The sequence below is a fragment of the Nocardioides sp. cx-173 genome (assembly GCF_021117365.1).
Classification (GTDB): domain Bacteria; phylum Actinomycetota; class Actinomycetes; order Propionibacteriales; family Nocardioidaceae; genus Nocardioides.
Window position 1 is genome coordinate 205,189 of record NZ_CP088262.1, and the last position, 26,237, is coordinate 231,425.

The following is a 26,237-nucleotide window of genomic DNA, read 5'->3' on the forward strand; positions in this document are numbered from 1 at the left end:
ACCGAGGAGCCAACGAACGTGACCGAGGGGACCTCGACGGGCATCCGCCCTGGGCCCACAGGAGGCCGACGGCGTCCGGTGTGGCTCCCGCTCGCCGTGATCGCCCTGGCGATCGGCACGGCGGCGGCCGTGGGCAGCGCCGTGACCGGCGAGCCGATCGCGGACCCGGAGGGCAGCTTCCTGGGGCCGTCGTGGGTGCGCCTGCCGGTCCTGTGTGGCGCCGCGGTCCTGGCCGACCTCCTGCCGCGCGCGCTGTGGGTGGGCCGGCTCCACCCGGGGCGGACCAAGGCGGCCGTGCGCGAGCGCCTCACCTCCCATTGGACGCGCGAGCGCCTGAAGCTGGTCGTCGTCGGGATCTCGTGCTTCTACGTCGTCTACGTCTCTTACCGCAACCTCAAGTCCCTGCTGCCCGTGATCAGGTCCGAGAAGTACGACCGCGAGCTGCATCTGCTGGACCGGGCGCTCTTCTTCGGCCACGACCCCGCCCCGGTGCTGCACGACCTGCTCGGCACCAACATCGCCGCGCACCTGCTCTCCAGCGTCTACCTCGCCTACATCCCGCTCGTCGCGATCCTGGTGACGATCTGGCTGGTGTGGTCGCGCAACACCGGCTTCGGCTGGTGGTTCGTCACGTCGCAAGGGATCGCGTGGACGCTGGGGGTGCTCTGCTACTACGCGCTGCCCACGGTGGGTCCGGGCTTGGCGTACCCGCCGCTGGTCGCCGACCTGGCCCACACCGGGACCACCGACCTCATGGACTCCCTGGTCAACGCGCGCCACGGCTTCCTGTGGGGCGAGCACGACCACCAGGGGGTTGCCGGATTCGCGAGCCTGCACACGGCGATCTCGCTGCTGTGGGCCCTGATGGTCCAGCACACCGTGCGCCACCGGGGGCTGCGGATCCTGTTCTGGGTCAACTTCTTCGCCACCGTCGTCGCCACGCTCTACTTCGGCTGGCACTACGTAGCCGACGACATCGGCGGCGTGGCGATCGCGGTCATCGCGTTCTACCTGGGGGCGCGGTGGACCGGCAACGACGTCGGGCGCAAGCACGGCCTGGACCCGCCGGAGGTCGAGCCGAGCTCGACCCGCCAGGTGCAGGACGAGCCGGCCGCCTGATCCGGTCGCCCGATCCGGTCGCGTGACCGGGAGCGCCGGGCTGAACTGCCAGCGTCGCGCACGCACGGCGGTCGCCGCTACGGCGTCAGGCCGGCGCACCTGCGCAGCGCCTCACGGTCGGCCTCGAAGGCCGGGCGGTCCGACGGGGCGAGGGCGGCTGGGAGGCCGTCGGGGCCGATGCGGGCGGGCTGCCACTGCGCGGAGACGACCCTGGCGCGACCGGCGCGGGTGCGGCCCGGACGCACGGTCAGGGTGAGTACGCCGGTCGGCTCGGCGTCCTGGGTGTACCAGGCGTAGTTGCCCAGCCCGTAGGCCACGTAGCCCGCCCCCAGGCGGCCGTCGCCCTGGAGGCGATGGGCGTGGCTGCCGGCGACGACGTCGGCGCCGGCGGCGACCAGGTCGGCGGCCAGCGAGCGCTGGTCGTCGGTCGGGCAACTGTCGCCCTGGATGCCCCAGTGCAGGTAGGCGACGACCACGTCGGCGGTGCGGTCGGCGGCCCCGACGGCGCGCAGCAGCCGGGCCGGGTCGACCGCGTCGGCGGTGCCGGGGGAGGAGGCGGTCGCCGCCCACTGTCCCGTGGGATCGGCGGTGGGGTCCTCGCCTGCGACGGTGGCGGCGATCGTGGCGACGACCGTGTCGCCCACGAGGGTGCGCGCGGGGCGGAAGGCCTCGTCGGCGTCGCGGCCCAGCCCCACGACCGCCAGCGGCGGGTCGGCCGAGCGGGCCGCCGCGATCGCCGCCAAGGCCCCCGGCAGCGGGGCGCGGCCGAAGTCCAGCGCGTGGTTGTTGGCCTGGCTCGCCACGTCCACGCCGGCCGCGGTCAGCGCCCTGAGCGCCGAGGGCGGCGCCTGGAAGGTGTAGCGCTTGCCCGGCTCGGGACGCCCGCCGGAGCCGAGCGAGGTCTCCAGGTTGAGGATCGCGACGTCCGCCGCCGCGAGAGCCCGCGTCGCCGGCGCCAACGCCGTCGCCGGGTCGGCCAGCCTGCGGCGCAGCGCACCCTCGAAGTGCACGTCACCGGCCAGCGCGATGGTCACCGGCCGGGCGCGCGTGTCGGGGGTCCCCGTGGATGTTCCCGTGGATGCTCCCGTGGGACCCGGCTCCGGCTCGGGGATGGGAGACGGCGGCGTGCGGGCACCGGTGGGCGGGTCGCCTGAGGTCACCTGCGTACAGGCGACCAGGGCGAGGGCCAGCCCGCCGGCGACGAGCGAGCTCGCGAGCCGGCGGGACCTCATCCGGCGAGCGTACGGCGCTCAGTCCTGGGGCTTGGTCATCCGCGCCATGAGCGGGGTGGCCAGGGCGTCCGGCAGGTGCGTGCCGAGCTCGGCCTGGACGCGGTTGGCGAAGGAGCCGCCCACGACGCTGGAGCGGCCCTTCAGCATGGCCTCGACCCCCTCGCGCGCGACGTCGGCCGGGTCGTCCTTGTCGTCCATCTGGCCGATCTTCGTGTCCTCCATGTCGGCGCGCGAGAAGAACTCGGTCTCGGTGGGGCCCGGCATCAACGAGGTCACGCTGACCCCCGTGTCCTTGAGCTCCTCGCGGATGCCCTCCGCGAAGGAGTGCACGAACGCCTTCGAGGCGGCGTACGTCGCGTGGTACGGCCCGGGCGCGACGGCGGCGATCGACGACGTCACCAGGACCCGGCCGTCACCGCGCGCGACCAGGTCGGGCAGCAGCAGCTTGGCCAGGTGGACCGTGGAGCGCACGTTGAGGTCGACCAGGTTGAGCTCGTCCTCGAGCGGGGTCTGGTCGAAGCGGCCGTTGACGCCGACGCCGGCGTTGAGGATCACCGCGTCCAGGGGCGCGCCCTGCTCCCGCGCGGTGCGCGCCAGCTGCTCCACCCCCTGGGCGGTCGCGAGGTCCACCTGGACGGGGGTCACCGTCCGCCCGTCGCGGGCGAGCTCGGCGGCCGCCTCGTGGATGGCCGGCTCCTCGGCGGCGATGACGACGTCGTACCCGCGCTCGACGAGCTCCGCGGCGATCGCGCGGCCGATCCCCGTGGAGGCGCCGGTCACGACGGCGAGAGGTGCTGCGGTGTCGTTGGTCATCTCGCGCCGGTAACCACCCGGCACCGTTTCACCGCTGACCCGTCACAAACTTTATGACGGGTCAGCGGGGATTCGGTGAAGTTGGTGACGGGTCAGCGGTTCGCCCAGCGCTTCTCGACCTCGGCGGCGGTACGGACCTGCTGGCGGTAGCGGTCGGCGAGCTGGGCGAGCGTGTCGTCGTGCAGGTCGCGGTCCACCGAGGCCGTGGCGTCGCTCACGAAGGTCACCGCGAGGTCGTGGGCGAACGCCTCGATCGCGGTGGCGGCCACGCAGGACTCGGTGGACACCCCGCACAGGACCAGGTGGTCGACGGACTCCTCGCCCAGGACGTCGAGCAGGTCGGTGCCGAAGAAGGCGCTGTCGCGGGTCTTCGTCACCAGCCTCGCGCCCTCGGTCTGGAGTCCCTCGACCGGCTCCGCGCCGGAGGTGCCGTCGAGGGCCATGCCCTGGCCGTCCTCGCGCATGCTCATCGTCCAGGTGCTGCCGCCCGGGTCGTGGACGGTGCGCACCTCGATGACGGGTACGCCGCTCGCGCGCGCCGCCCGGACGAGGTCGTTGCACGCCGCGACCAGGTCCTCGCGACAGCGCTCCAGCTCGTCGTCGGCGAAGTAGTCACGCTGCAGGTCGATCAGGACGAGCGCCTCGCGCCCAGATGTCACGGTCTTCTCCTCTCCTGGCCCGAGTCTCGGGCAGCAGGAGTGGTACCCGGACCGGGCGGCCGCGATGCGCCCCGCGGCTACTCCTCGGTGAAGACGCGCTTCTCGGTCACGCCGAAGCCGTGCTCCAGGGCCCAGCGGGTGGCCTGGCTGCGCCGGTTGACGCCGATCTTGGCGTACGCCGTGCGGATGTAGGTCTTCACCGAGTTGATGCTCAGGTAGACCGTGGAGGCGATCTCCTGGTTGCTCATGCCCTTGGCGATCAGGGCCATCATCTCCGACTCCCGCGCGCTCAGCCCGAGCTCGGCGCCGGGCCAGGTCGCGCCGGCGCCGTCGGTCGGGATGTTCTCCTCCGCTGCCAGCTCCGGGTCGGGGAACACCTGTTCGCCGGCGTGGATGGCCTCGAGCGTCTCGATGAGCTCCTCGGCCGACAACGACTTGGAGACGTAGCCGGCCGCGCCGTCGGCCCTGGCGCGCTCGACGGCCCGCGGGTCCGGGGTGACGCTGAAGACCACGACCTTGGGGCCTCCTGGCCGCACCAGGTCGGCGACGTCCATGCCGTCGCCCGGCACGTAGCCGAAGGCGTCCAGCAGCACCACGTCCACGTCGGAGACGACCGGCTCACGGTTGTCGAGCTCGACCACGTGCACCCGGTCGGAGTGCGCCGCGAACATGGACGCGAGGCCCTGAACGACGATCTCGTAGTCGTTGACGATCGCCAGCCGGAGCGGGCGGGTGGTGTTCGTCACGAGCGGGTCCGATCTATGGGATTCCGCCGCCGGTCGGATACCGGCGGCTGGAAGGTCACGCGGCCCTGCGCCTCACACCGCGGGCAGGTCGACCGGGCGGCCGAGCAGCGGCGCCACCATGGTGCGATCGCGGGCGACGGACGCAACCCCAGGTCATGGGCCAGCAGGGTCCGGTAGGCGTCGTACTGACGCAGTGCCTCCGCGTGGTTGCCCTCCTCCAGGTGGACCGCGATCACGCTGCGGTGCGCGCTCTCGCGCAGGGGCTCGGCCTGCACCGCCCCGAGCCCGGCGCAGAGGGCGTCGGTGAACCGCCCGCGACGGCGCAGCGCGTCCGAGGAGCGCTCGAGGGCGTGCAGCCGCTTCTGTCGGAAGCTCTCCTGCTCCACCTGCAGCCACTCCTCGTCCCAGGCGGGCAGCAGGTCGCGGGTCAGGGGGGCCAGGTCGTCGAGGGCGGCGGGCGGCGGCTGGTCCGCCGTGCAGAGGGCATGGGCCTGCGCCTCCACGGCCCACAGGTCGACGTGGACGTCGCCGGCGAGACGCACCGTGGTGGTGGTGCAGGTGACGAGCGTCCGTCCGCGCGGCCGGGGCAGGCGCCACAGCACCGAGCGCAGGCTCGACGCCGCCCGGCCGGGAGCCGCCTGCGGCCAGAGCCGCTCCGCCAGGGTGGCGCGCTGGATGGGGCGCCCGCGCTGGAGCACCGCGAGCCGGGCGAGCAGCCGCTGGGCCGGCAGCGACGTCCGGAGCACGTCGCCGGCGAAGGAGACCTCGAAGTCCTCGAGCAGCCCGAGACGCAGTTGCGGATGCTCTGCCACTTGTCGCCTCCCGTCGCGGTGTCGAGCCCTAGGGCAGCAGGTGCCCTCGCCGCGCGCCGGCCTCTCTCACCCGGCGGGGTGATTCCCCGGTGACGGCGTCGCGACGGACCGGCGTACGCGGGTGGTCACCGGTGGCACCACGCGCGGGACACGGCGCGCCGGAAGGGTCGAGGTCATCGGGAGCGACCGGCGCCCCCACTGCGGAAGGACCCTCATGTACCGGCACAGCATCAACCTGCAGTTCGACGTCAAGCCCGAGCGCCCCGACGCGCTCTTCGCGGCCAAGCTCCAGGAGCTGGTCGGCGGCCAGTTCGGGGAGATGACCGTGATGATGCAGTACCTCTGGCAGGGCTGGAACTGCCGCATCCCCGGCAAGTACAAGGACATGATCCTCGACATCGGCACCGAGGAGATCGGCCACGTCGAGATGCTGGTGACCATGATGGCCCGCCTCCTCGAGGGTGCGCCGTCGGAGACCCAGGCCGACGCGGCGGCCGCCAACCCCGCCCTGGCGGCCGTGCTCGGTGGCCAGAACGTCCAGCATGCGATCGTCACCGGCGGGGCCGCGATGCCGACCAACAGCCAGGGCGTCCCGTGGAACGGCGGCTACATCGTCGCCAGCGGCAACCTGCTCGCCGACTTCCGCCACAACGTCGCCGCCGAGGCGCAGAGCCGGCTGCAGACCGCCCGGGTCTACAACATGACCGACGACCCGGGCGTGAAGGAGACGCTGCAGTTCAACCTGGCGCGCGACACCTTCCACCAGCAGCAGTGGCTGCTGGGCATCGAGCAGCTGATCGAGGACGGCTACACCGACGGCATCGAGGACTCGCTCAAGGAGGAGGAGCACCACGAGGCGGCGCGGACGTTCTACAGCTTCCACGACGGGAGCACCGCCCACGAGGGGCGCTGGGCCCAGGGCACCACGCTCATCGGGGACGAGGAGATCCGCTTCGAGGAGGGACGTCCCCTGGGCGACGACATCAACGACGTCCCGGCGCCCGACCCGCTGCTGTTCGCGACGTACGACGGGCACAAGGGCCCGGGCAAGCCCGGCAATGCGGGCGGCGCCTTCATGCAGGGCGCGGAGAACCTGCTCTCCAAGGCCAAGGAGAAGCTCACGCCCGGCGAGTGACGCCTCCACCACCCAGGAGATCGTGATGGTCGACGTGCTGCTGCGGCCCCTCGCCGACGCCTTCATGCAGGTGGGCGTCTTCGTGGCGCTGCTCGTGGCGCCCTTCGGCTGGGCCCGCTTCCGCTGGGGCCACCGGCTCGACGACGCGCTCGTGCGGCACCGCCGCCTCGGCCCCCTCGTGGCCGCGGCGCTGACGGTGCCGCCCGGGTGCGGCGGGGCGATCGTCGTCATGGCGGTCTACGCCCGGGGCGGGGTGTCGTACGGCGCGGCGATCGCGGCGCTGGTCGCCACGATGGGGGACGCGTCCTGGGTCCTGCTCGCCGCCGACCCGGTGCTGACCTTGCAGCTGAAGGTCCTGCTCGTCACCGTGGGCGCGCTGTCCGGGTACGCGGTCGACGCCCTGGGCATCGCGCCGCGGCGGCGGGTGGACGCCGTCGTACCGACCGCCCGGCCGCTGCCGGTGGATCCGGCGCCGCGCGAGCGCGTGCTCGTGGCCGCGGGGCACGTGCCGGCCGCGGTCCGGCTCCACGAGCTGGGCGTGCTGCCGGCGCTGTTGTGGCTGACCCTCGGCACCGGTGCGACGGTGAGCCTGCCGGTGACCTTCCAGCTGCTCCGGCCGGACAACCTCTACCTGGTGCTGGGGGTGGCGGGCACGGCCGTCGCCGTCGTGGCCTTCGTCCGCGGGGGCTGCAAGCTCGCCGACGACGACGACCGGACCGCTCACCCGACCTCGATGACCCAGGTGCTGCGCCACGGCGGCCACGAGATCGCGTTCGTCACCGTCTGGGTGGCCGTCGCCTACCTGGCCTGGTCGATGGTCACGCACCTGACCGGCTTCGACGGCTCCCAGCTGCCGCTGTTCGGGGTCGCCGGCGTCGTGGTCGGGGCGCTCGTGGGCCTGATCCCCGGCTGCGCGGTCCAGATCGTCTTCGCCGGGATCTTCCTGGCCGGCGGGATGCCGCTGTCGACCCTGGTCGCCAACACGGTGAGCCAGGACGGCGACGCCCTGCTGCCGCTGCTCGCCCTGGAGCACCGCTCCGCGCTGCTCGCCACCGTCCTCACCACCGTGCCGGCCCTCCTGGTCGGCGCGGCACTGCTCGTCCTCACCTGAACCCCCTGGAGGTCCCCATGCCCCGCATCCTCGGCACCACCCGGCTCCACCTGGCCCTCGCCCTCGCCGCCGCCCTCACCGGCACCCTCACCGGCACCACCTCCGGCGTGCTCGTCGCCGCCGTCGTCGTGGTCGTCGTCGCGTTGCGCGTCTGGGTGCGCGCCGAGTTGGCGTCGTCCAGTTTCACCGGGTACCCGGTGAAACTCGCGCTTCCGGTACGAAACTTCATGCGGGAGGCATGAGTTTCACCGGGCACCCGGTGAATCTCACAGCACCGCACGCAGCTAGCCCCGGTGCGTGCTGCGGTGCTCGCCGCGGCGCAGTACGCCGACCCGCTCGACGCGGCCGGCGGCGCGCGCCATGGCCTGGCTGGTGGTGCGCAGCCGGGTGGCGGTGCCGTTCGAGGTACGGCGGGCGGCCGCGTCGACGAGGTCCCGCGTGTGGTCGATGACCGTCAGCGGCAGCGCGGCCAGGGCGTTGCCGGGGGGACGGCGGGCAACGACAGGGTGCGGCCGGGTGGGCGCGGTGCGACGTACGGCCTCCCAGGCGACGCCGAGCTGACGCAGCCGGGCGGGTCCGACGGCTTCCTGCAGGCGCGGCAGCAGCTCGTCCTCCTCGTCACGCACGTCCTCGCGCAGGACCTCGACCAGGCGCCCGAGCACCTCGCGCCGCTCGCTCGGCGAGAGGGAGCCGTCCTCGAGACGTACCCAGAGCTCGTTGACCTCCTGGTGCTCCAGCTCGACCTGCAGGGTCAGCTGATGTCCCTCGGGCAGCAGTCGTCGCAGTTCGGGCCACAGCACCGACTCCTCGGCGAACGCGTGCGGGAACACCAGCCGGGCGATGCGGTGCAGCACCCGCTCCTGCTCGACGCCCGAGGTGCCCTCGAGCTGGTGCAGCAGCCGGTCGAGGCGTTCGTGGTCGCGCTTCTGCCGGGTGAGGACGCTCCAGGGGCCGCCGAGCTGGTCGACGGTCTGGTGGGCGAGGGAGGTCATGGCGTGCTCCTGAGACGGTCGGGGGGCAGCGCTGGTACCCAGCGGTCACCGGCGGCATGCTCGCTCCCGCGCAGCCCACCAGCCGCATGTAGGCCGCCGCTTTCGCCTCTACCCTCGCTGAAATATCGACCCGGTAGACCGTCGAACGACGTGTTACCTACCCTCCGCGGCCCGCACCAGCCGCTCGCCCAGGCGCGCCATCGCGTCGCGGAGCTCGGGCGGACCGACGACGGTGACCTCGGCGTCGTAGCGCGCCACCGCCCCGGCCAGCCCCGCCCACGACCATGAGCCGAGAACGAGCCGGCAGTGGTCGGGACCGAGCTCCTCGACCACCCCGTCCATCGAGTACGGCGCCACGTCGTGGGCGGGCAGCGTGAGGACCACCTCGCCGGTGCAGGGCCACTCGGGGGTGTCGGAGCCCCGGAATCGGCCGGCGACGAACGCGCCGGTGTCGCCGCCAGGCACCTCCCGCGGCACGAAGCGCGGGCCCGTCGGCGTGCGCGGGTTGAGCCGGTCGACGCGGAAGGTGCGCCAGTCGTCGCGGTCGAGGTCCCACGCCAGGAGATACCAGCGACCACCACGGACCAGCAGGTGGTGCGGCTCGGCCTGACGGGGTGGGGCGTCGGCGTCGCCGTAGTCGAACCGCAGCACCTCGCGCGCGCGCACCGCGCTGCTCACCGCGACGAGCACCTCGGGGTCGACCTCGCCGCCGGTGTGCCCCGGCATCGGCGTGACCTGCACCGCGTCGATGCGGTGCCGCAGCCGCGCTGGCATCACCTGGCGCAGCGTGGTGAGGGCCCGGGCCGCCCCCTCAGCCACGCCCGCCCCGCTGGCAGCGGCGGTCCGCAGCGCCACCGCGAGCGCCACGGCCTGGTCGTCGTCGAACAGCAGCGGTGGCAGGTCGCTGCCGGCGTCGAGGCGGTACCCGCCGTCGGGACCCTTCACGGTGCGGACCCGGTAGCCGAGCTCGCGCAGGCTGTCGACGTCGCGCCGTACGGTGCGCGGGCTGACCTCCAGCCGCTCGGCCAGGACCTGGCCGGGCCAGTCGCGGCGTACCTGCAGCAGTGAGAGCAGCGCCAGCAACCGGGCGGAAGGTCCGTGGGTCATGACCGCAGTCTCGCCGAAGTAGCGGTCACGATCTGACCGCTACCTCGCAGATGCTCCTCCCCGTGTCCCGGATCGACCGGGCCGAACACGAGGAGCACCGATGAGCATCACGACCGTCACCCACCTGAACCTCCGCGGCGAGGCCCGCGCCGCGCTGGAGCACTACCGCGCCGTCTTCGGCGGCGAGCTGGTCGCGGTAACGTACGCCGACGCCCAGGCTATCTCGGACCCGGCCGAGGCCGACTGGGTCATGTGGGGCCAGGTCGCCTCGGCCGAGGGCTTCCACGTCATGGCCTACGACGTTCCCTCCTCGCGGTCCTGGAGTCGGGGCGAGGACCCGTTCTTCGTGTCCGTGCGGGGCCAGGACGTCGAGGAGATCACCCGCTACTGGGAGCGCCTCAGCGACGGCGCCGACGTGCTCGTGCCGCTCGCGCCCGCGGCCTGGGCGCCGCTCTACGGGATGGTGCGCGACCGGTTCGGGGTCAACTGGGTGCTCGACGTGGCGGTCGAGTACGCGGGGTAGCCGGCAGCGAGTTTCACCGGGTGCCCGGTGAAACTGGCGGCTCCCGTACGAAACTTCATGCCGGAAGCGCGAGATTCACCGGGTGCCCGGTGAATCTCGCGCAGCCTCGCGCAGCCGGACAGCCGCGCTCAGGCGCTGAGCCGGGCCCCGCTGGCGGTGTCGAAGACGTGCACCTTGTCGGGGGTGGTGGCCAGCTTGACGGTCGCGCCCTTGACCAGGTCGCGACGCGCCTCGACGCGGACGACCATCTGGTGCAGCATGTCGGAGCCCTCGACGGCGGGGGTGCCGTAGAGGAAGGCGTCGGCGCCCAGCTCCTCGATCACCGCGACCTTGACCGGGTAGCCGTCCTCCTCGTCGCCGACCACGCGCCAGGACTCGGGGCGGACGCCGAGGGTCACCTCGCCGTCGGCGCGACCGAGGGCCTCGCGGTCGACCAGCAGCTCGTGCCCGTCCACCTCCACCCGGCCGTTGGCGTTGACCTTGCCGGTGAGCAGGTTCATGGCGGGGGAGCCGATGAACCCGGCGACGAACAGGTTGGCCGGCCGGTCGTAGAGCGCGAGCGGGGTGTCGACCTGCTGCAGGATGCCGTCCTTCAGTACGGCGACCCGGTCACCCATCGTCATCGCCTCGACCTGGTCGTGGGTGACGTAGACGGTCGTGATCCCCAGCCGCTGCTGGAGCGCCGCGATCTGCGTGCGGGTGGAGACGCGCAGCTTGGCGTCGAGGTTCGACAGCGGCTCGTCCATGCAGAACACCTGCGGCTGGCGCACGATGGCGCGGCCCATGGCCACGCGCTGGCGCTGGCCGCCGGAGAGCGCCTTCGGCTTGCGCGAGAGGTACTCCTCCAGGTCGAGCAGCTTGGCCGCCTCCTGGACGCGGGTGGTGCGCTCGGCCTTGCCGATCCCGGCCATCTTGAGCGCGAAGCCCATGTTCTCGGCGACGCTCATGTGCGGGTAGAGGGCGTAGTTCTGGAACACCATCGCGATGTCGCGGTCCTTGGGAGGGACGTGGGTGATGTCGCGATCGCCGATCCTGATCGTGCCCGCCGTCACCTCCTCGAGTCCCGCGAGCATGCGGAGCGAGGTGGACTTGCCGCACCCCGAGGGGCCGACGAGGACCATGAACTCCCCGTCCTCGATCTCGAGGTTGAGGTCGTCCACGGCGGGGGTCTCGGACCCCGGGTAGATGCGTTGTGCGTGCTCGAAGCTCACTGAGGCCATGGCGGAGCCATCCCTTCACCGGCAGGTACGTGCCGGACGATCCATAGTGGAGGGTCGACCGGGTGATCCCGGTCACACGGCACGCTAGCCGCTCAGGCGCGGCCTGACTAGGACCGCAGGTAGGTCAGGGTCGCCAGGACCCGGCGGTGGCCGCTGTCGGAGGTGGACAGGCCGAGCTTGGCGAAAATGTTGCCGATGTGCTTGCTGACGCCGGTCTCCGACAGCACGAGCTCCTCGGCGATGTCGTTGTTGGACTTGCCCTCCGCGACCAGCGAGAGCACCTCGCGCTCGCGTGGCGTGAGCGAGCGGATCGGGTCGTTGCTGGAGCGCCGGCTAAGCAGCTGGGCGATCACCTCGGGGTCCATGGCGGTGCCGCCGCCGAGCACCCGGCGCAGCGCGTCGACGAACTGGCCGACGTCGCCGACGCGGTCCTTGAGCAGGTAGCCGACCCCACCGGAGCCACCGGACAGCAGCCGCCCGGCGTACTGGTCCTCCACGTGGGCCGAGAGCACGAGCACCGGGAAGTCCGGCACCCGCTCGCGCAGCTCTAGCGCGGCCCGCAGCCCCTCGTTGGTGAACGTCGGCGGCATTCGTACGTCGAGCACGGCGCCGTCGATGCCCTCGTCGCGATGCGCGTCGAAGGCGGCGAGCAGGTCGTCGGCGTTGTCGACGGCCTCGACGACGATGAACCCCTCGCTCTCGACGAGCAGGGTCAGGCCGGCGCGCAGCAGGGCGTCGTCCTCGGCGATCAGGATCCGCACGGCAGCTCCACCTTCACGGTCGTCGGTCCACCCACCGGGCTGGTGAGGTGCAGGGTGCCCTCGAACGCCGAGGCCCGCCGCGCGATCCCGGCCAGGCCGCTGCCCGCCTCGGCGGACGCGCCCCCGACGCCGTCGTCGCGGACCTCCACGACCAGGACCTGCTCGTCGTCGCGCACCTCGGTGCGCAGCGAGACGCCGACACGGGAGGCGCCGGAGTGCTTCATCGCGTTGGTCAGCGCCTCGGCGAGGACGAAGTACGCCGCCGACTCGACGGCGGCCGGCGCGCGGCGCAGGCCGCTGACGTCGAGCGTGCAGGGGATCGTGGCCCGGCTGGTGAGCGACGACGCGGCGTCGCCCAGGCCGAGCTCGTCGAGCACGGGCGGGTAGATGTCGTGGACGGCGGTGCGCAGCCCGGCCAGGGCGTCGCCCGCGGCCTCCTGGGCGCGTTCGAGCAGCGGCAGCGCCGTCGTGGCGTCGGTCTCGAGCGCGCGGCGGGCCATGCCCAGCATCATCACCACCGACACCAAGCGGTTCTGGGCGCCGTCGTGCAGCTCGCGCTCGATGCGCCGCAGCTCGGCGGAGTGCGCGTCCAGGGCGGCGGCCCGGCTCGCGGACAGGGCGTCCACTCGCTGCGCGAGCACCTCCGAGCGGGGCCGCTCGAGGACGGCGAGGGTCCCGCGCGCGATGCGCCGCGCGGCCCACGGGGTGAGGAGCCAGGCCGCGGTCCCGTACAGCAGGCCGAGGCCGATGGTCAGCCACGCGTCGCGCCAGCTCTCGATCGGGAAGGCGAGCGACAGCGGCAGGTCGTCGGGGAACAGCCACCACCACGGAGCGCCCACGACGTACAGGACCGCCGCGAAGCTCATCGACACCAGCAGGATCGACACGACGAAGACCAGCGTCGCGTGCAGCAGCAGCCAGCGCAGGTTGCGGCGGGTCTGCGGTGCCCGCAGGTCGTGCTCGGCCTCGCCCAGGTCCGTCGTACGGCGGTCGGGCGCGGCGGCGAACCGCGCCGCGGCCGCGTGGGCGCGGGTCGCGAGCCGGTGCACGAGGTCGAGCGTGGGGGCGCCGCCGGTGCGACCGCTCAGCAGGGCCGCGAGCGGCAGCGAGAGGAGCGCGACGAGCAGGACCGCGATCGAGGCGGGCCACCCGACGACCTCGAGGGCGAGGTAGCGCAGGTCGCGCAGGCGCTCGCGCAGGGCCCGCCGCGACGGGCCGGGCCTCCTCGACTCGGTCACCTGTCCATCCTCCCGGCCGCGGGGGGCCTTTGTCGGTAGGGCTGGCTACACCATCAAGAGGGTGGTCAGCACGGTCGAGACGAGCGTCCCCGAAACCTAGCGTCGTAGACCTCCCACGACGAAGGAAAAGACCATGTTGACCCAGGACCTGATGTCCCCACCGACCACGGCGCTGTCGCTGCGCGGCGTCACCAAGACCTACGGCTCGGGGCACCGTCCCGTGACCGCGCTGCGCGGTGTCTCCGTGGAGATCCCCACCCAGTCCTTCACCGCCGTGATGGGCCCCTCGGGCTCCGGCAAGAGCACGCTGCTGCAGTGCGCGGCCGGCCTGGACCGCCCCGACAGCGGCACCGTCGTCGTCGGCGGCACCGAGATCTCCGCGATGCGGACCAAGGCGCTGACGGTCTTCCGTCGCGACCACGTCGGCTTCGTCTTCCAGGCCTACAACCTGCTGCCCCACCTCTCGGTGGAGCAGAACGTCACCCTGCCGCTGCTCCTCAGCGGCCACGACGTCGACCGGGCGTGGCTCGGCCACATCCTCGAGGCGGTCGGTCTCGCCGACCTGACCCGGCGGATGCCGGCGGAGCTCTCCGGCGGCCAGCAGCAGCGGGCCGCGATCGCCCGTGCGCTGGTCACCCGGCCCGCGGCGGTCTTCGCCGACGAGCCAACCGGCGCCCTCGACTCCACGACCGGCCACCAGGTGCTCGAGCTGCTGCGCCAGACCGCCACCGAGCTGGGCCAGACCGTCGTCATGGTCACGCACGACCCGATCGCCGCCGGGTACGCCGACCGGGTGCTGTTCCTCGCCGACGGCGAGATCGTCGGTGCCATGGACAAGCCCGACGCGCGTCGCGTGGCCGAGCACATGACCACGATGGGCGGTCACTGAGATGTGGGGCCTGGCTCTGGCCGGGATCCGCCGCCACCGCGGCGGGTTCGCGGGCGTGTTCGTCGCGGTGCTCCTGGCCTCGACGCTGATGACCGGCCTGGGCGTCCTCCTGGAGTCCGGGCTCCGGGGCGGCGTGCCGCCCGAGCGCTACGAGTCCGCCGACGTCATGGTCGGCGGCCGCCAGTCGCTCCCGCTCCCCGAGGACCTCGAGGTGCCGTTCCCCGAGCGGGTGACCCTGCCGAGCACCAGCGTCGAGGAGCTCGCCGCCCTGCCCGGCGTCGCGGACGCCGTGGCGGACATGAGCGTGCCGCTCGCGACCGTCGACGGCGCGGAGGTCGACGCCCACGGCTGGGCGTCGGCGACGCTCGGCTCGGACGAGCTGGTCGCCGGGGACGCTCCGGCGGACGACCGCGAGGTCGTGGTCGCCAGCGGGTCCGGGCAGCAGCCCGGAGATGAGGTCGTGCTCAGCCACGGAGGCGAGACGACGACGTACACGGTGAGCGGCACGGTGCGCGCCGACGATGCCACCGTGTTCCTCAGCGACAGTCGGGTCGAGGAGCTCTGGCCGCACTCCGGCCAGGTGGCCACCGTCGGCCTGGTCGCCGAGCCCGGCACCGACGCCGAGGACCTGGCGGAGACCGTCGAGCGCGAGGTGGACGGCACGCAGGCCTACACCGGACGCGAGCGGGGCGACCTCGAGTCGCTCGAGGCGCTGTCGGCGCGCGGCCAGCTGATGCTGCTGAGCAGCTCGTTCACCGGCGTCGCGCTGATGATCGCGCTGTTCGTGGTGGCCGGCACCCTGTCGCTCGCCGTCGCGCAGCGGCGCCGCCAGTTCGCGCTGCTGCGCGCCGTCGGTGCCCTGCCCGGCCAGGTCCAGGGGCTGATCCGGCGCGAGGTCCTGGTCGTCGCCGGGGTGGCCGCGCTGCTGGGCGCCGCGCCCGGGTACTGGGCGGCTCGCGTGCTCGGCGCGCAGTTCACCAAGGCCGGCGTGATGTCGGAGGACTTCGCCCTGGCCTACAGCCCGCTGCCGGCTCTCGGTGCGGTGCTGCTCAGCGTGGGCGCCGCGGTCGCGGCGGCCTGGGTGGCCGGACGTCGTACTGCGCGGATCTCCCCCGTCGAGGCTCTCGCGGAGGCCGACGTGGAGACGCCCGGGCTGTCCCGGTCGCGCATCATCGGCGGCGTGGTGCTCATCGCCGGCGGACTGGCGGCCGCAGGCGCGCCGTTCCTGTTCGCCGGGGCGGCGGGCCTCGTGGCCGCGGCCAGCTCCTCGCTGCTGCTGCTCTTCGGGGTCGGCCTGCTCGGTCCGCTCCTGGTCCAGCGCCTCCTCGACGTCGCCCACCGCGTCACCGGGCGCAGCTCGTCGCCGGGGGTCACGCTCGCGATGTCGAACCTGCGCGGCTACAGCCGTCGTACGGCGTCGGCCGTCGTGCCGCTGGCACTCGCGATGTCGTTCGCGTGCGTCCAGCTGTTCCTCCCCACGACCGTGGACGCGGAGGCCTCGGCCCAGTCGCGCGACGGGCTCAGCGCCGACCTCGTCGTCGCCGCCCCCGCGGGCATCTCGCCCGGCACGGTGGAGCAGGTCGCCGGCATGGACGGTGTGGAGAGCGTCAACCCGGTCGTGCGCAGTGGCGTGCTGCTGTCCGGCACCACGTTCGGCGACCCGACCGTGGAGCCCTTCGCGGCGCAGGGGGTCGACCCCGCGACGGCCCCGGGCACCCTCGACCTGGACGTGCAGGACGGCTCGCTGGAGCGGCTCGGTGATCCGGACACGATCGCCCTGAGCAGTGATGCGGCGCACTTCCTGGGCGCCGAGGTCGGCGAGACGATCGGCTTCCACCTGGGCGACGGCATCGAGGCCGACGCCGACGTGGTCGCGGTCTACGACCGTGGCCTGGGCTTCGGCGACGTCACGATGGACGGGGCCACCCTGCGCGAGCACACCAGCGCCGGCCTGGACGACTATCTGCTCGTGACGACCGAGCCCGGCGCCAGCGTCGAGCAGGAGCTCGGGGAGCTCGGCCTGGTCGCCGAGACCCCGGACGCGCTGGCCGAGGACGGCTCGGACGCCCGGGACTCCCAGGCCTGGGTCAACCGGATCGCGCTGATCGTGATCCTCGGCTACGTGGCGCTCTCGGTGGTCAACGGCCTGGTCATGGCCACCCTCGGCCGGCGGCGTGAGCTCACGCTGCTGCGCCTGGTGGGCGCCCGCGACCGGCAGGTCCGGACCATGACGCTCCTGGAGTCGCTGGCCACCGGCGCCCTGGCCGTCGTCCTCGGCACCGTGGTCGCCGTACCGCCCCTGATCGGCATCGCGCTCGGCGTCTCGGGCCGGCCGCTGCCGACGATCGAGCCACTCGCCTACGCCGCCATCGCGGTCGGGGTTGTGGTCCTGGGGGTGGTCTCGGTCTGGGTGCCGACGCGCACGACGCTGCGCACGCGACCCTCGCTGTGACCCCGGGTCCGGCCCCCGGATCTGGGGGTCGGACCAGGGTCGCACCCGATGGGATGCGGCGGCGGTGCGAGCAAGACTGGGGTCGTCGGGGAGACACCCCGGCCGCGATCCGAAGGAGCACCCCCCGCCATGAACACCGTCAGCAGAGCCTTCGCCCGACAGGGCCTGGTCCGACCCCGCGGCAGCCGCATCCTGGGCGGCGTCTGCGCCGGCATCGCCCGGCGGCTGGGGATGGGCGAGTGGACGGCCCGGCTGCTGTTCGTGCTGGTCCTGATGGTCCTGCCCGGGAGCCAGATCCTGGTCTACCCGATCCTGTGGATCCTGATGCCGTCCGAGGACCAGGTCGTCGAGGCCCCCCGCCCGCCGGTCCCGGGCGGTCCGCTGCGCTGAGGCGCCTCAGCTCGGCAGCCGGTCGGCGCGCTCGGAGACGAGCGCGGCCGGCGCGGTGAGGCGCCAGGCCTCGAAGGTGAGCTCGGCCAGCTCGTCGCGGGCGACGCCGTCCAGGTGGACGACGACCCAGCCGAAGGCGCCGGCCGTGAACTGCACCTCGAAGACCTCCGGTCGCTCGGCCACCAGCGCGAGCTGCTCGTCGAGGGTCTGCTTGAGCCCGACCGTCGCGGTGGGCTCCCACAGGTAGCCGAAGGTGTGGGCGCCGACCTGGAAGCGGTGGTAGCGGCCGTGGTCGCTGCCTCGGACGCCGGGCAGCTGGCCGACGAGGTCGAGGAAGTCGGCGATCGTGCTCATCGACGCCCAGGCTAGAGGGTCGCGGGGACAGGCCTCAGGTGCCGCAGTACGTCGTGTAGTGGCCGAAGTCCTCGGGCGCGGGCTCGGCGTAGCGCTCGAGCCCCGGCCGCTCGTCGTACGGCGCGGAGAGGGCCTCGAGCAGCCGCTGGAGCGGGTCGAGGTCGCCCTCGGTGCCGGCCACGAGCGCCTCCTCGACCAGGTGGTTGCGGGCGACGTAGACCGGGTTGGCGCGGTCCATCCTCTCGGCGTCGGGGCCGAGCGCCCGCCAGCGCTCCACCCAGGCGTCGAAGCCCGCGAGGTCGAGCACCTGGTCGCGGGCCGGCGCGACGTCGCCCCGGGCCGCGTGGCCCAGCGCCCGGAGGAAGCCGGTGTGGTCGACGCGGTCGGTCTTCATCAGCTCCACCAGGTCGCCGATCAAGGGCGTGGCGACCTCGTCGGCGAGGCCGTCCGGCAGGCCCAGCTTGGCCCGCATCCCGCGACTCCAGGCCTCGGAGTACGCCGGGCGGAAGGTGCCCAGCGACTCGACCGCCAGCGCGACGGCCTGCTCCTGGTCGTCGTGGATCAGCGGGAGGAGGGCCTCAGCGAGGCGGGCGAGGTTCCACTCCGCGACGAAGGGCTGGTTGCCGTAGGCGTAGCGGCCGGTCTCGTCGATCGAGCTGAAGACCGTGGCGGGGTCGAAGGCCTCCAGGAAGGCGCAGGGCCCGTAGTCGATGGTCTCGCCGGAGATCGTCATGTTGTCGGTGTTCATGACGCCGTGGACGAAGCCGACCAGCATCCACTGCGCGACGAGCGAGGCCTGGGCAGCGACGACGGCCTCGAAGAGCGCCCGGTACGGCGACTCGGCGTCGGCGGCGCCCGGGTGGTGGCGCGCGATCGCGTGGTCCGCGAGCCGGCGGAGCAGGTCGATGTCGCCCTGCGCGGCGGCGTACTGGAAGCTGCCCACGCGCAGATGGCTGCTCGCGACCCGCGCCAGCACCGCGCCGGGCAGGACGGTCTCGCGGCGCACCGGGCGACCGGTCGCGACCACGGCCAGCGATCGGGTGGTGGGGATGCCGAGGCCGTGCATGGCCTCGCTGACGACGTACTCGCGCAGCATCGGGCCGACCGCCGCCAGCCCGTCGCCGCCGCGCGCGAACGGCGTACGGCCCGAGCCCTTGAGGTGCAGGTCGCGCAGGGTGCCGTCGGCGGCGGTGAGCTCGCCGAGCAGCAGCGCGCGCCCGTCGCCCAGGCGGGGGCTGAAGCCGCCGAACTGGTGGCCGGCGTAGGCCTGGGCGACCGGCCGCGCGCCCTCGGGCACGTGGTTGCCGACGAGCAGGCGCACTCCCTGGTCGGTCCGCAGCGAGGCGGGGTCCAGACCGAGCTCGGCGGCAAGCGGCTCGTTGAGCGCGAGCAGGGTGGGGGAGGGCGCCTCCTCGGCCTGCCACTCCAGGGCGAGCTCGGGCAGCTCGCGCGCGAAGCGGTCGCCGAGGACGACGGTCTGGGCGGGGGCGAGGCTCACGCGAACGAGCCTACGTCGTGGCTCAGAGCGCCCACCTGGTCGCGCCGCCCGGCTCGACGGTGGCCACCGCCGTCATCGAGCGGACCTCGACGCGGTAGACGTGCCACGGCGGTGGGCCGGCCGAGGGGGCGCTGAAGTCAGCGGTGAGCGACGTGCCGGTCTCGTCGACGCGGCACGGCCAGCCGCCCGCGGCCCACTCCGCTGCTCGCCTCGCCACCGCCTCGGGGTCGCTCACCCGCGCCGCGGTCCCGTCCATCACCAGGTCGAAGTCGTGCGTGGCGACCGCCAGGGCGCAGCGCGCGTCGCGCGCGAGGTTGCGCGCCTTGCGGGTGGCGGGACCCGTCTCGAACCAGACCGCCCCCTCCGCCCAGAGCGCGCCGATGCCGGTGACGTGCGGGGCTCCGTCGGCGCCGACGGTGGTGAGCCAGCAGGTATGGCGATCGGGGCCCCCCGAGCCCGGCGCCTGCGAGAGCCCGGCGTCGAGCCGGGCCGTGACCGCGTCCAGGTCGAGGGGTGCGAGGTCGTAGTGGGCGGCGAGGTTCGTGACGTCCATGCCGGCTACGACCTCCCGGCCGGGCCGGACTCATCGGTACAGGTGGGCTCGCATGCGGACAGAACCTGACCTGAACCCCGCCTAGCGTGGCTCAGAGCCCCGAACAGCGGGGCGGGAAGCAAGGAGCAGACATGGACTTCAGGATCGAGCTGATCCCCCTCGCGGTGCGAGACGTCGACCGGTCGGTCGCGTTCTACGGCGAAGGGCTGGGCTGGAACGTCGACCACGACCAGGTGATCTCTCCCGAGCTGCGCTTCGTGCAGGTGACCCCGCCGGGGTCGGCCTGCTCGATCTGTTTCGGTGTCGGCCTGGACATGATGCCCTCGGGCTCGGCGCAGTTCATCCAGGTCGTCGTCGAGGACGCCGACGCGGCCCTGGCCTACCTGCGCGACCGCGGGGTCGAGTGCCAGGGCGTGGACGACCAGCCCTGGGGCCGTTTCGTCAGGTTCGACGACCCCGACGGCAACCGGTGGGCCCTGCAGCAGCTCGTCGCCCCCGAGTAGGCCCGAGTAGGCCCTCAGGCGCCGCCGGTCGGGGCGGCGGCCGGCACGGTGAGCGCCGCGATCGCCGTCGTGAGCGGGACCGCGAGCACCAGACCGATGCTGCTCACCAACGAGCGCACGATCTCGGCGGTGATCTCCTCGGTGCCGAGCAGGTCGACCACCGGCCGGTCGTAGAGCTGCAGCACGAGGAGCAGCGTGAGCGCCGTGCCGGCGTATGCGAACACGATCGTGTAGATCGTCGAGGCGATGTGATCGCGACCGATGCGCATGCCGCTGTGGAAGATCTGGGTGCGGGTCATGGTCGGCGAGGCGGCGCGCAGCTCCCACACCGCCGACGACTGGGTGATCGTGACATCGTTGAGCACGCCCAGCCCGGCGATGATGACGGCCGCGATGAGCAGGCCCTGGAAGCTGACCTCGGGGGTGAACGCCGCCAGCAGCCCGCCCTCCTCGCCCGCGACGCCGGCCAGGTGCGTGGAGCGGACCGCCCACCAGCCGACGAATGCCGTGATGGCCAGTCCGGCCAGCGTGCCGGCCAGTGCCGTGCTCGTGCGGACCGAGAACCCGTGGGTCGTGTAGAGGACGACGTACATGATCACGGTGGCGGCCACCAGCGCGACGGGGATCGCCGACTCGCCGGTGAGCAGCGCCGGCAGGGCGAAGACGAACATCACGGCGCTCGCGAAGCCCAGGCCCAGGAGGGCCATCACCCCGCGCAGCCGGGCGATCGCGACGACCACGACGACGAACGCGATCCCCAGCAGCCACAGGGTCCCGGAGCGGTCGGTGCCGAAGTAGGCGAACCGCGCGTCGGCGTCTCCCTCCGGGGGCTGGCGCACCAGCTCCAGCCGGTCACCCGGGTCGAGCCCCGAGCCGGTCACCTGGGGAGGGACCTCGACCAGAACCTCGACGCCGGCGTCGGGCCCCTCGTCGACCGTCGCCCGCACCCGCCCGCACTGCTCCTCGGCCGGCGACACCTCGGCGGACTCGCAGGCGGGCTCGACCTCCTCGACGACGGCCTTCGGGAAGGTCACCCCGTCCGCGGCGAACCCCACCGACCCCTGCAGGTCGTCGGCGGCCGCCCGGTCCGGCCACAGCAGCAGCAGGCCGATCAGGGTGGCGACGCCGATCCCGGCCAGGATCCCCAGCAGCGAAACGCGTGGCACCCAGTCGACCTCGACCTCGGGCCCGACGGTGCCGGCGCGGTGCGAGTGTCCGTGGGCCATGCCTCCATCCTCCCGCTGACCCGTCAGAAAGTTTCTGACGGGTCAGCGGTCAGGACACGTTGAGGGCGGCGCCGATGATGCCGGCCCGGTTGCGCAGGGTGGCGGGGACGATCGGGGTGTCGAGGTCGAGCAGGGGCAGGAAGCTCGCGGCGTGCTTGCTGACGCCGCCGCCGACGACGAGCAGGTCGGGGGAGAAGAGCTGCTCCAGGGCGCGGTAGTAGCGGGTGAGCCGCTCGGCCCACTGCTCCCAGGACAGCGACTCGCGCTCGCGGGCGCTGTTGGCCGCGCGGCTCTCGGCCACGGCCCCGTCCAGCTCCAGATGGCCGAGCTCGGAGTTGGGGACCAGGACGCCGTCGTACAGGAAGGCGCTGCCGATGCCGGTGCCGAGCGTGGTGACGATGACCAGTCCGGACTCGCCCCGGGCGGCGCCGAAGCGGACCTCGGCGAGGCCGGCCGCGTCGGCGTCGTTGACCGTGCGCACCGTCCGGCCGGTCGCCTCGGAGAACAGCGCGTCGGCGTCGGTGCCGATCCAGGAGGCGTCGATGTTGGCGGCGCTGCCGACCACGCCGTGCCGTACGACGCCCGGCACGGTCACGCCCACCGGGCCGTCGGCCTCGGGCAGCTGGGCCAGCAGGTCGACCAGCACCTGCGCCACCCGCTCCGGCGTCGACGGCGAGGGGGTCGCGATGCGCACCCGCTCGCCGGCGAAGTCGCCGGCCTGCAGGTCCACCGCCGCTCCCTTGATGCCGGAGCCGCCGAAGTCGACGCCGACCGGATGGTGCTCGTTCAGGTCCATGGGCCGGATAGTACGGAGCCGAGCACCCGGTGCGCCTCCGGCAGCGACGGGCCGTACCAGGTGAGCAGGCGGCCGCTGACCAGCCGGGTGGGGGTTCGGGTGAAGGCCTCGGGGCCGTCGGCGCTGGTGAAGACATAGGGCTCGTCGGGCAGCAGCACCACGTCCGCACCGGCCGCGTCGATCTCCTCCAGCGGGACCTTCGGGTAGCGGTCGGGATGTTCGCCGAACGCGTTGCCGATGCCGAGGCGGCCCAGCAGGTCGCCGGTGAAGGTGGAGCTGCCGACAACCATCCAGGGGTCGCGCCAGATCGGCACGGCCGCCGTGCTGCTCTCCGGCGGCAGCGCACCGCACCACAGCTCCCGCGCCTCGGCGAGCCAGTCGGGGCGGGGCCAGCCGAGGACGTCGTCGAAGAGCTCGTCGTACGCCGAGAGCGCGTCGGGGACGGTCTCGATCACCGTGACGTGCACGCGGACGCCGGCCTCACGCAGCCGGCGCACGTCGAGCTCGCGGTTCTCCTCCTTGTTGACGATGACCACGTCGGGCTCGAGCGCGCGGATCGCGGCGAGGTCGGGGTTCTTGGTGCCGCGCACGCGGGTGACGTCGAGGCCGGCCGGGTGGGTGCACCAGTCGGTCGCGCCGACGAGGGCGTCCGGTCGGGCCTGCGCGAGTGCCTCGGTGATGGAGGGGACGAGGGAGACGACTCGCTCCGCTCGCGGTGCCTGCTTGGTCATTCCTTGATCCTCACTGGGTTTCGAGACGCCGTGCTCCGCCCTCGCGGGCTCGGTCGGAGCACGGCTCCTCAACCTCCTCGCTGATCGGGCCCGGCTTCGCCGTGCCCGCGCTCAGACATTCCGGCGGTACTGGCCGCCGACCTCGAAGAACGCCTCGGTGACCTGGCCCAGGGAGCAGACGCGGGCGGCGTCCATGAGGACGGCGAAGACGTTCTCGCCCGAGACCGCCGCCTCGCGCAGGCGGGCGAGGGCCGCGGCGGCCTCGTCGGTGCGCTCGGACTGGAAGCGACGCACCCCGGCGAGCTGGGACTCCTTCTCGGCGTCGGTCGCGCGCGCGAGCTCGATCTCCTGCGGGGCCGCGCCGGACTCGGCCTTGCGGAAGGTGTTGACGCCGATGATCGGCAGCGAGCCGTCGTGCTTGCGGTGCTCGTAGAGCATCGACTCGTCCTGGATCCGACCGCGCTGGTAGCCGGTCTCCATCGCTCCGAGCACCCCGCCGCGCTCGTTGATCGCGTCGAACTCGGCGAGGACGGCGGCCTCCACGAGGTCGGTGAGCTCGTCGATGACGAACGAGCCCTGGAGCGGGTTCTCGTTCATCGCCAGGCCCCACTCGCGGTTGATGATCATCTGGATCGCGAGCGCCCGGCGCACCGAGTCCTCCGACGGCGTGGTGACGGCCTCGTCGTAGGCGTTGGTGTGCAGCGAGTTGGCGTTGTCGTAGATCGCGATCAGCGCCTGCAGCGTCGTGCGGATGTCGTTGAAGTCCATCTCCTGCGCGTGCAGCGAGCGCCCGGAGGTCTGGACGTGGTACTTCAGCTTCTGCGAGCGCTCGCCGGCGCCGTACCTCTCCTTCATGGCGACCGCCCAGATGCGGCGGGCGACTCGGCCGATGACGGAGTACTCGGGGTCCATGCCGTTGGAGAAGAAGAACGACAGGTTGGGCGCGAAGTCGTCGATGTCCATGCCGCGCGCGAGGTAGGCCTCGACGTAGGTGAACCCGTTGGCGAGCGTGAACGCCAGCTGGCTGATGGGGTTCGCCCCGGCCTCGGCGATGTGGTAGCCGGAGATGGAGACCGAGTAGAAGTTGCGCACCTGGTGGGCGATGAACCACTCCTGGATGTCGGCCATCATCCGCAGCGAGAACTCGGTGGAGAACAGGCAGGTGTTCTGGCCCTGGTCCTCCTTGAGGATGTCGGCCTGCACGGTGCCGCGGACGTTCGCGACCGCGTGCGCCGCGAGCATCGCGCGCTCCTCCTCGGACGGCTCGCGGCCCTCCTTCTCGCGGAACGCGTCGACCTGCTGGTCGATCACGGTGTTGAGGAAGAACGCCAGCACCGTCGGCGCCGGCCCGTTGATCGTCATCGACACCGACGTCGACGGCGCCACCAGGTCGAAGCCGTCGTAGAGCACCTTCATGTCGTCGAGCGTCGCGACCGAGACCCCGGACGTGCCGACCTTGCCGTAGACGTCGGGGCGCGGGTCCGGGTCACGGCCGTAGAGCGTCACGGAGTCGAACGCCGTCGACAGCCGCTTGGCGTCCCCTTCGGCCGAGAGGATCTTGAACCGTCGGTTGGTGCGTGCGGGGTCGCCCTCGCCGGCGAACATCCGCGCGGGGTCCTCGCCGTCGCGCTTGAACGGGAACACGCCGGCGGTGAACGGGAAGAAGCCGGGCAGGTTCTCGCTCCGCCAGAAGCGGACCAGCTCGCCGTGGTCGGCGTAGCGCGGCAGCGAGACCCGCGGGATCTTGGTGCCGCTGAGCGACTCGCGGGTCAGGGCGGTGTGGATCTCCCGGTCGCGGACCTTCACCACCTGCTCGTCGCCGGAGTAGGACTCCACGACCGCCGGCCACCGCTCGATCTGCTGGGCGACCTCGGCAGGCAGGGCCTGGCGGGCCTTCTCCAGCAGTGCCGGTACGCCGCCGGCGTCCAGGCCCTCGTCGCTCGCCAGCTCGCCGGCGACCAGCTGGAGGCGCTGCACCCGACGGGCCGCCTCGGCGAGCTCGGCGGTGCGCGCGTGGTAGCCGCGCACGGTCTCGGTGATCTCGGCGAGGTAGCGCACGCGCTCCGACGGCACGACCTGGCGGATGCCCGAGGAGTGCCGCACGTCGACCGGTGGCAGCGTCCCCTCGGTCACCGGCAGCCCGCGCTCGCCCAGCAGGCCGCGCAGGTGCTGGTAGAGCGCGGTGACCCCGTCGTCGTTGAAGGTGGCGGCCGAGGTGCCGAACACCGGCATCTCGTCCGGCTGCTGGCCGAAGGCCTCACGGTTGCGCACGAGCTGGCGCCCGACGTCGCGCAGCGCGTCCTTGGCGCCACGGCGCTCGAACTTGTTGATCGCCACGAGGTCGGCGAAGTCGAGCATGTCGATCTTCTCGAGCTGGGAGGCGGCGCCGAACTCCGGCGTCATCACGTACATGGAGGTGTCGACGAACGGCACGATGGCAGCGTCGCCCTGGCCGATGCCGGGGGTCTCGACGACGACCAGGTCGAAGCCGGCGCCCTTGATGACGTCGATGACGTCGGCCAGGTGCTCGGGCAGCTCGTGGGCGCCCCGGGTGGCGAGCGAGCGGAAGAAGATCCGGTCCCCGTCCAGCGAGTTCATCCGGATCCGGTCGCCCAGCAGCGCGCCGCCACCGCGCCGCCGGGTCGGGTCGACGGCGAGCACCGCGATGCGCAGCTTGTCCTGCTGGTCGAGCCGGAAGCGGCGTACGACCTCGTCGGTCAGCGACGACTTGCCGGAGCCTCCGGTGCCGGTGATGCCGAGGACCGGGGTGCTGGTGCGCGCCCCCGCCGCCCGCAGCTGGTCGAGGACGTCGGCGGGCAGCTGGCCACGCTCGGCGGCGGTGATCGCTCTGGCGATGGCGAACCGGTCCCCGCTGAGGACCTGGTCCGCGGTGACCTGACGGCCGGCCCAGAGGTCGAAGTCGCACTCCTGCACGACCTGGCTGATCATGCCGACCAGGCCCAGCCGCTGGCCGTCCTCGGGGGAGAAGATGGTCACGCCCGACCCGCGCAGACGCTCGATCTCTGCGGGCACGATGACGCCGCCGCCGCCCCCGACGACCTTGACGTGGTCGGCGCCCTGGGCGCGCAGCGACTCGACGAGGTACTCGAAGTACTCGACGTGGCCGCCCTGGTACGACGACACCGCGACGCCCTGCACGTCCTCCTCGATCGCCGCGTCGACTACCTCCTGAACGGAGCGGTTGTGACCCAGGTGCACGACCTCCGCGCCCTGGCTCTGCAGGATCCGCCGCATGATGTTGATCGAGGCGTCGTGGCCGTCGAAGAGGGCCGACGCGGTCACGAGGCGCACGGGATGGGTGGGGCGGTACAGGTCGGACATGGGTCCTCCGGAGGCTCACAGCTGGGGCGTCACCC

Annotated in this window: 26 protein-coding genes and 1 pseudogene; 10 read left to right on the forward strand and 17 right to left on the reverse strand. The window is 72.9% G+C overall.

Annotated elements, in window-relative coordinates:
- The first annotated feature begins 18 nt into the window (after window positions 1-18).
- Entirely contained in the window at window positions 19-1,119 is a 1,101-nt protein-coding gene (locus LQ940_RS00960; protein ID WP_231241044.1) for a phosphatase PAP2 family protein, read from the forward strand.
- Window positions 1,120-1,196: 77 nt separating this feature from the next.
- Here the strand turns inward: LQ940_RS00960 and LQ940_RS00965 are convergent, their stop codons facing one another.
- The 5 genes from LQ940_RS00965 to LQ940_RS00985 all read right to left on the reverse strand — a co-directional run bounded on the left by LQ940_RS00965 (window position 1,197) and on the right by LQ940_RS00985 (window position 5,381).
- Window positions 1,197-2,351, reverse strand: a complete 1,155-nt coding sequence (locus LQ940_RS00965; RefSeq protein ID WP_231241043.1) for a CapA family protein — start codon at window positions 2,349-2,351, stop codon at window positions 1,197-1,199.
- An 18-nt stretch (window positions 2,352-2,369) separates the two neighbouring features.
- Complete coding sequence (locus tag LQ940_RS00970) at window positions 2,370-3,164, reverse strand: SDR family NAD(P)-dependent oxidoreductase (protein WP_231241042.1); 795 nt, start codon at window positions 3,162-3,164, stop codon at window positions 2,370-2,372.
- A gap of 92 nt (window positions 3,165-3,256) precedes the next feature.
- A complete protein-coding gene (locus tag LQ940_RS00975; RefSeq protein ID WP_231241041.1) occupies window positions 3,257-3,823 on the reverse strand; it encodes a cysteine hydrolase family protein in 567 nt (188 codons plus the stop codon).
- Between the two features lie 77 nt (window positions 3,824-3,900).
- A complete protein-coding gene (locus LQ940_RS00980; protein ID WP_231241040.1) occupies window positions 3,901-4,569 on the reverse strand; it encodes a response regulator transcription factor in 669 nt (222 codons plus the stop codon).
- Window positions 4,566-5,381: an AfsR/SARP family transcriptional regulator gene (locus tag LQ940_RS00985; protein ID WP_231241039.1), complete on the reverse strand. Its 816-nt coding sequence runs from the start codon at window positions 5,379-5,381 to the stop codon at window positions 4,566-4,568. The genes LQ940_RS00980 and LQ940_RS00985 overlap by 4 nt, the downstream gene beginning before the upstream one ends.
- A gap of 214 nt (window positions 5,382-5,595) precedes the next feature.
- On the opposite strand from LQ940_RS00985, the gene LQ940_RS00990 reads away from it, so the two are divergent.
- From LQ940_RS00990 to LQ940_RS01000, 3 genes are read left to right on the forward strand one after another with little or no spacing between them, the layout of a single operon-like run.
- Window positions 5,596-6,516: a manganese catalase family protein gene (locus LQ940_RS00990; protein ID WP_231241038.1), complete on the forward strand. Its 921-nt coding sequence runs from the start codon at window positions 5,596-5,598 to the stop codon at window positions 6,514-6,516.
- A 25-nt stretch (window positions 6,517-6,541) separates the two neighbouring features.
- Window positions 6,542-7,627 carry a putative manganese transporter gene (locus LQ940_RS00995; RefSeq protein ID WP_231241037.1) on the forward strand — a complete coding sequence of 362 codons (1,086 nt, stop codon included), beginning with the start codon at window positions 6,542-6,544 and terminating at the stop codon, window positions 7,625-7,627.
- 17 nt (window positions 7,628-7,644) lie between these two features.
- Window positions 7,645-7,869 carry a hypothetical protein gene (locus LQ940_RS01000; protein WP_231241036.1) on the forward strand — a complete coding sequence of 75 codons (225 nt, stop codon included), beginning with the start codon at window positions 7,645-7,647 and terminating at the stop codon, window positions 7,867-7,869.
- A 42-nt stretch (window positions 7,870-7,911) separates the two neighbouring features.
- Here the strand turns inward: LQ940_RS01000 and LQ940_RS01005 are convergent, their stop codons facing one another.
- On the reverse strand, window positions 7,912-8,619 hold the full coding sequence (locus LQ940_RS01005; RefSeq protein WP_231241035.1) for a hemerythrin domain-containing protein: 708 nt from the start codon (window positions 8,617-8,619) through the stop codon (window positions 7,912-7,914).
- Window positions 8,620-8,772: 153 nt separating this feature from the next.
- Entirely contained in the window at window positions 8,773-9,726 is a 954-nt protein-coding gene (locus tag LQ940_RS01010) for a helix-turn-helix transcriptional regulator (protein ID WP_231241034.1), read from the reverse strand.
- A 100-nt stretch (window positions 9,727-9,826) separates the two neighbouring features.
- On the opposite strand from LQ940_RS01010, the gene LQ940_RS01015 reads away from it, so the two are divergent.
- A complete protein-coding gene (locus LQ940_RS01015; protein ID WP_231241033.1) occupies window positions 9,827-10,249 on the forward strand; it encodes a VOC family protein in 423 nt (140 codons plus the stop codon).
- 128 nt (window positions 10,250-10,377) lie between these two features.
- On the opposite strand, the gene LQ940_RS01020 is transcribed toward LQ940_RS01015, so the two are convergent.
- The 3 genes from LQ940_RS01020 to LQ940_RS01030 form a co-directional block, all read right to left on the reverse strand.
- On the reverse strand, window positions 10,378-11,469 hold the full coding sequence (locus LQ940_RS01020) for an ABC transporter ATP-binding protein (RefSeq protein WP_231241032.1): 1,092 nt from the start codon (window positions 11,467-11,469) through the stop codon (window positions 10,378-10,380).
- A gap of 107 nt (window positions 11,470-11,576) precedes the next feature.
- Entirely contained in the window at window positions 11,577-12,230 is a 654-nt protein-coding gene (locus LQ940_RS01025) for a response regulator transcription factor (RefSeq protein WP_231241031.1), read from the reverse strand.
- A complete protein-coding gene (locus LQ940_RS01030; protein WP_231241030.1) occupies window positions 12,218-13,468 on the reverse strand; it encodes a sensor histidine kinase in 1,251 nt (416 codons plus the stop codon). The genes LQ940_RS01025 and LQ940_RS01030 overlap by 13 nt, the downstream gene beginning before the upstream one ends.
- Window positions 13,469-13,601: 133 nt before the next feature.
- Here LQ940_RS01030 and LQ940_RS01035 point away from each other — a divergent pair, with 133 nt between their 5' ends.
- From LQ940_RS01035 to LQ940_RS01045, 4 genes and pseudogenes are all read left to right on the forward strand, one after another.
- Window positions 13,602-14,357, forward strand: a complete 756-nt coding sequence (locus LQ940_RS01035) for an ABC transporter ATP-binding protein (protein WP_231241029.1) — start codon at window positions 13,602-13,604, stop codon at window positions 14,355-14,357.
- A gap of 754 nt (window positions 14,358-15,111) precedes the next feature.
- Window positions 15,112-15,411, forward strand: a pseudogene (locus LQ940_RS21835) (FtsX-like permease family protein); the annotation flags it as partial.
- A 195-nt stretch (window positions 15,412-15,606) separates the two neighbouring features.
- Window positions 15,607-16,809, forward strand: a complete 1,203-nt coding sequence (locus LQ940_RS21840; RefSeq protein WP_442939794.1) for an FtsX-like permease family protein — start codon at window positions 15,607-15,609, stop codon at window positions 16,807-16,809.
- Between the two features lie 129 nt (window positions 16,810-16,938).
- A complete protein-coding gene (locus tag LQ940_RS01045; RefSeq protein ID WP_231241027.1) occupies window positions 16,939-17,199 on the forward strand; it encodes a PspC domain-containing protein in 261 nt (86 codons plus the stop codon).
- A 6-nt stretch (window positions 17,200-17,205) separates the two neighbouring features.
- Here the strand turns inward: LQ940_RS01045 and LQ940_RS01050 are convergent, their stop codons facing one another.
- Genes LQ940_RS01050 through LQ940_RS01060 form a run of 3 tightly spaced genes read right to left on the reverse strand, consistent with a single transcriptional unit; the run spans window position 17,206 to window position 19,604 of the window.
- Window positions 17,206-17,553, reverse strand: coding sequence for an MmcQ/YjbR family DNA-binding protein (locus LQ940_RS01050; RefSeq protein ID WP_231241026.1), 348 nt, complete (start codon window positions 17,551-17,553; stop codon window positions 17,206-17,208).
- Window positions 17,554-17,587: 34 nt separating this feature from the next.
- Window positions 17,588-19,051, reverse strand: a complete 1,464-nt coding sequence (locus LQ940_RS01055) for a protein adenylyltransferase SelO (protein WP_231241025.1) — start codon at window positions 19,049-19,051, stop codon at window positions 17,588-17,590.
- A gap of 22 nt (window positions 19,052-19,073) precedes the next feature.
- Entirely contained in the window at window positions 19,074-19,604 is a 531-nt protein-coding gene (locus LQ940_RS01060) for a pyridoxamine 5'-phosphate oxidase family protein (RefSeq protein ID WP_231241024.1), read from the reverse strand.
- Window positions 19,605-19,735: 131 nt separating this feature from the next.
- Here LQ940_RS01060 and LQ940_RS01065 point away from each other — a divergent pair, with 131 nt between their 5' ends.
- On the forward strand, window positions 19,736-20,107 hold the full coding sequence (locus LQ940_RS01065) for a VOC family protein (protein WP_231241023.1): 372 nt from the start codon (window positions 19,736-19,738) through the stop codon (window positions 20,105-20,107).
- Between the two features lie 14 nt (window positions 20,108-20,121).
- On the opposite strand, the gene LQ940_RS01070 is transcribed toward LQ940_RS01065, so the two are convergent.
- The 4 genes from LQ940_RS01070 to icmF form a co-directional block, all read right to left on the reverse strand.
- Complete coding sequence (locus LQ940_RS01070) at window positions 20,122-21,333, reverse strand: YibE/F family protein (protein WP_231241022.1); 1,212 nt, start codon at window positions 21,331-21,333, stop codon at window positions 20,122-20,124.
- Between the two features lie 49 nt (window positions 21,334-21,382).
- Complete coding sequence (gene ppgK / locus LQ940_RS01075) at window positions 21,383-22,129, reverse strand: polyphosphate--glucose phosphotransferase (RefSeq protein ID WP_231241021.1); 747 nt, start codon at window positions 22,127-22,129, stop codon at window positions 21,383-21,385.
- A complete protein-coding gene (locus LQ940_RS01080) occupies window positions 22,120-22,860 on the reverse strand; it encodes a helical backbone metal receptor (RefSeq protein ID WP_231241020.1) in 741 nt (246 codons plus the stop codon). The genes ppgK and LQ940_RS01080 overlap by 10 nt, the downstream gene beginning before the upstream one ends.
- 111 nt (window positions 22,861-22,971) lie before the next feature.
- On the reverse strand, window positions 22,972-26,202 hold the full coding sequence (icmF, locus tag LQ940_RS01085) for a fused isobutyryl-CoA mutase/GTPase IcmF (RefSeq protein WP_231241019.1): 3,231 nt from the start codon (window positions 26,200-26,202) through the stop codon (window positions 22,972-22,974).
- Window positions 26,203-26,237 lie beyond the last annotated feature (35 nt).

Coding starts and splice junctions, on each gene's coding strand:
- LQ940_RS00965 (WP_231241043.1), bottom strand. CDS start 2,351: ATGAGGTCCCGCCGGCTCGCGAGCTCGCTCGTCGCCGGCGGGCTGGCC.
- LQ940_RS00970 (WP_231241042.1), bottom strand. CDS start 3,164: ATGACCAACGACACCGCAGCACCTCTCGCCGTCGTGACCGGCGCCTCC.
- LQ940_RS00990 (WP_231241038.1), top strand. CDS start 5,596: ATGTACCGGCACAGCATCAACCTGCAGTTCGACGTCAAGCCCGAGCGC.
- LQ940_RS00995 (WP_231241037.1), top strand. CDS start 6,542: ATGGTCGACGTGCTGCTGCGGCCCCTCGCCGACGCCTTCATGCAGGTG.
- LQ940_RS01000 (WP_231241036.1), top strand. CDS start 7,645: ATGCCCCGCATCCTCGGCACCACCCGGCTCCACCTGGCCCTCGCCCTC.
- LQ940_RS01005 (WP_231241035.1), bottom strand. CDS start 8,619: ATGACCTCCCTCGCCCACCAGACCGTCGACCAGCTCGGCGGCCCCTGG.
- LQ940_RS01010 (WP_231241034.1), bottom strand. CDS start 9,726: ATGACCCACGGACCTTCCGCCCGGTTGCTGGCGCTGCTCTCACTGCTG.
- LQ940_RS01015 (WP_231241033.1), top strand. CDS start 9,827: ATGAGCATCACGACCGTCACCCACCTGAACCTCCGCGGCGAGGCCCGC.
- LQ940_RS01020 (WP_231241032.1), bottom strand. CDS start 11,469: ATGGCCTCAGTGAGCTTCGAGCACGCACAACGCATCTACCCGGGGTCC.
- LQ940_RS01035 (WP_231241029.1), top strand. CDS start 13,602: ATGTTGACCCAGGACCTGATGTCCCCACCGACCACGGCGCTGTCGCTG.
- LQ940_RS01045 (WP_231241027.1), top strand. CDS start 16,939: ATGAACACCGTCAGCAGAGCCTTCGCCCGACAGGGCCTGGTCCGACCC.
- LQ940_RS01050 (WP_231241026.1), bottom strand. CDS start 17,553: ATGAGCACGATCGCCGACTTCCTCGACCTCGTCGGCCAGCTGCCCGGC.
- LQ940_RS01060 (WP_231241024.1), bottom strand. CDS start 19,604: ATGGACGTCACGAACCTCGCCGCCCACTACGACCTCGCACCCCTCGAC.
- LQ940_RS01065 (WP_231241023.1), top strand. CDS start 19,736: ATGGACTTCAGGATCGAGCTGATCCCCCTCGCGGTGCGAGACGTCGAC.
- LQ940_RS01070 (WP_231241022.1), bottom strand. CDS start 21,333: ATGGCCCACGGACACTCGCACCGCGCCGGCACCGTCGGGCCCGAGGTC.
- ppgK (WP_231241021.1), bottom strand. CDS start 22,129: ATGGACCTGAACGAGCACCATCCGGTCGGCGTCGACTTCGGCGGCTCC.
- LQ940_RS01080 (WP_231241020.1), bottom strand. CDS start 22,860: ATGACCAAGCAGGCACCGCGAGCGGAGCGAGTCGTCTCCCTCGTCCCC.
- icmF (WP_231241019.1), bottom strand. CDS start 26,202: ATGTCCGACCTGTACCGCCCCACCCATCCCGTGCGCCTCGTGACCGCG.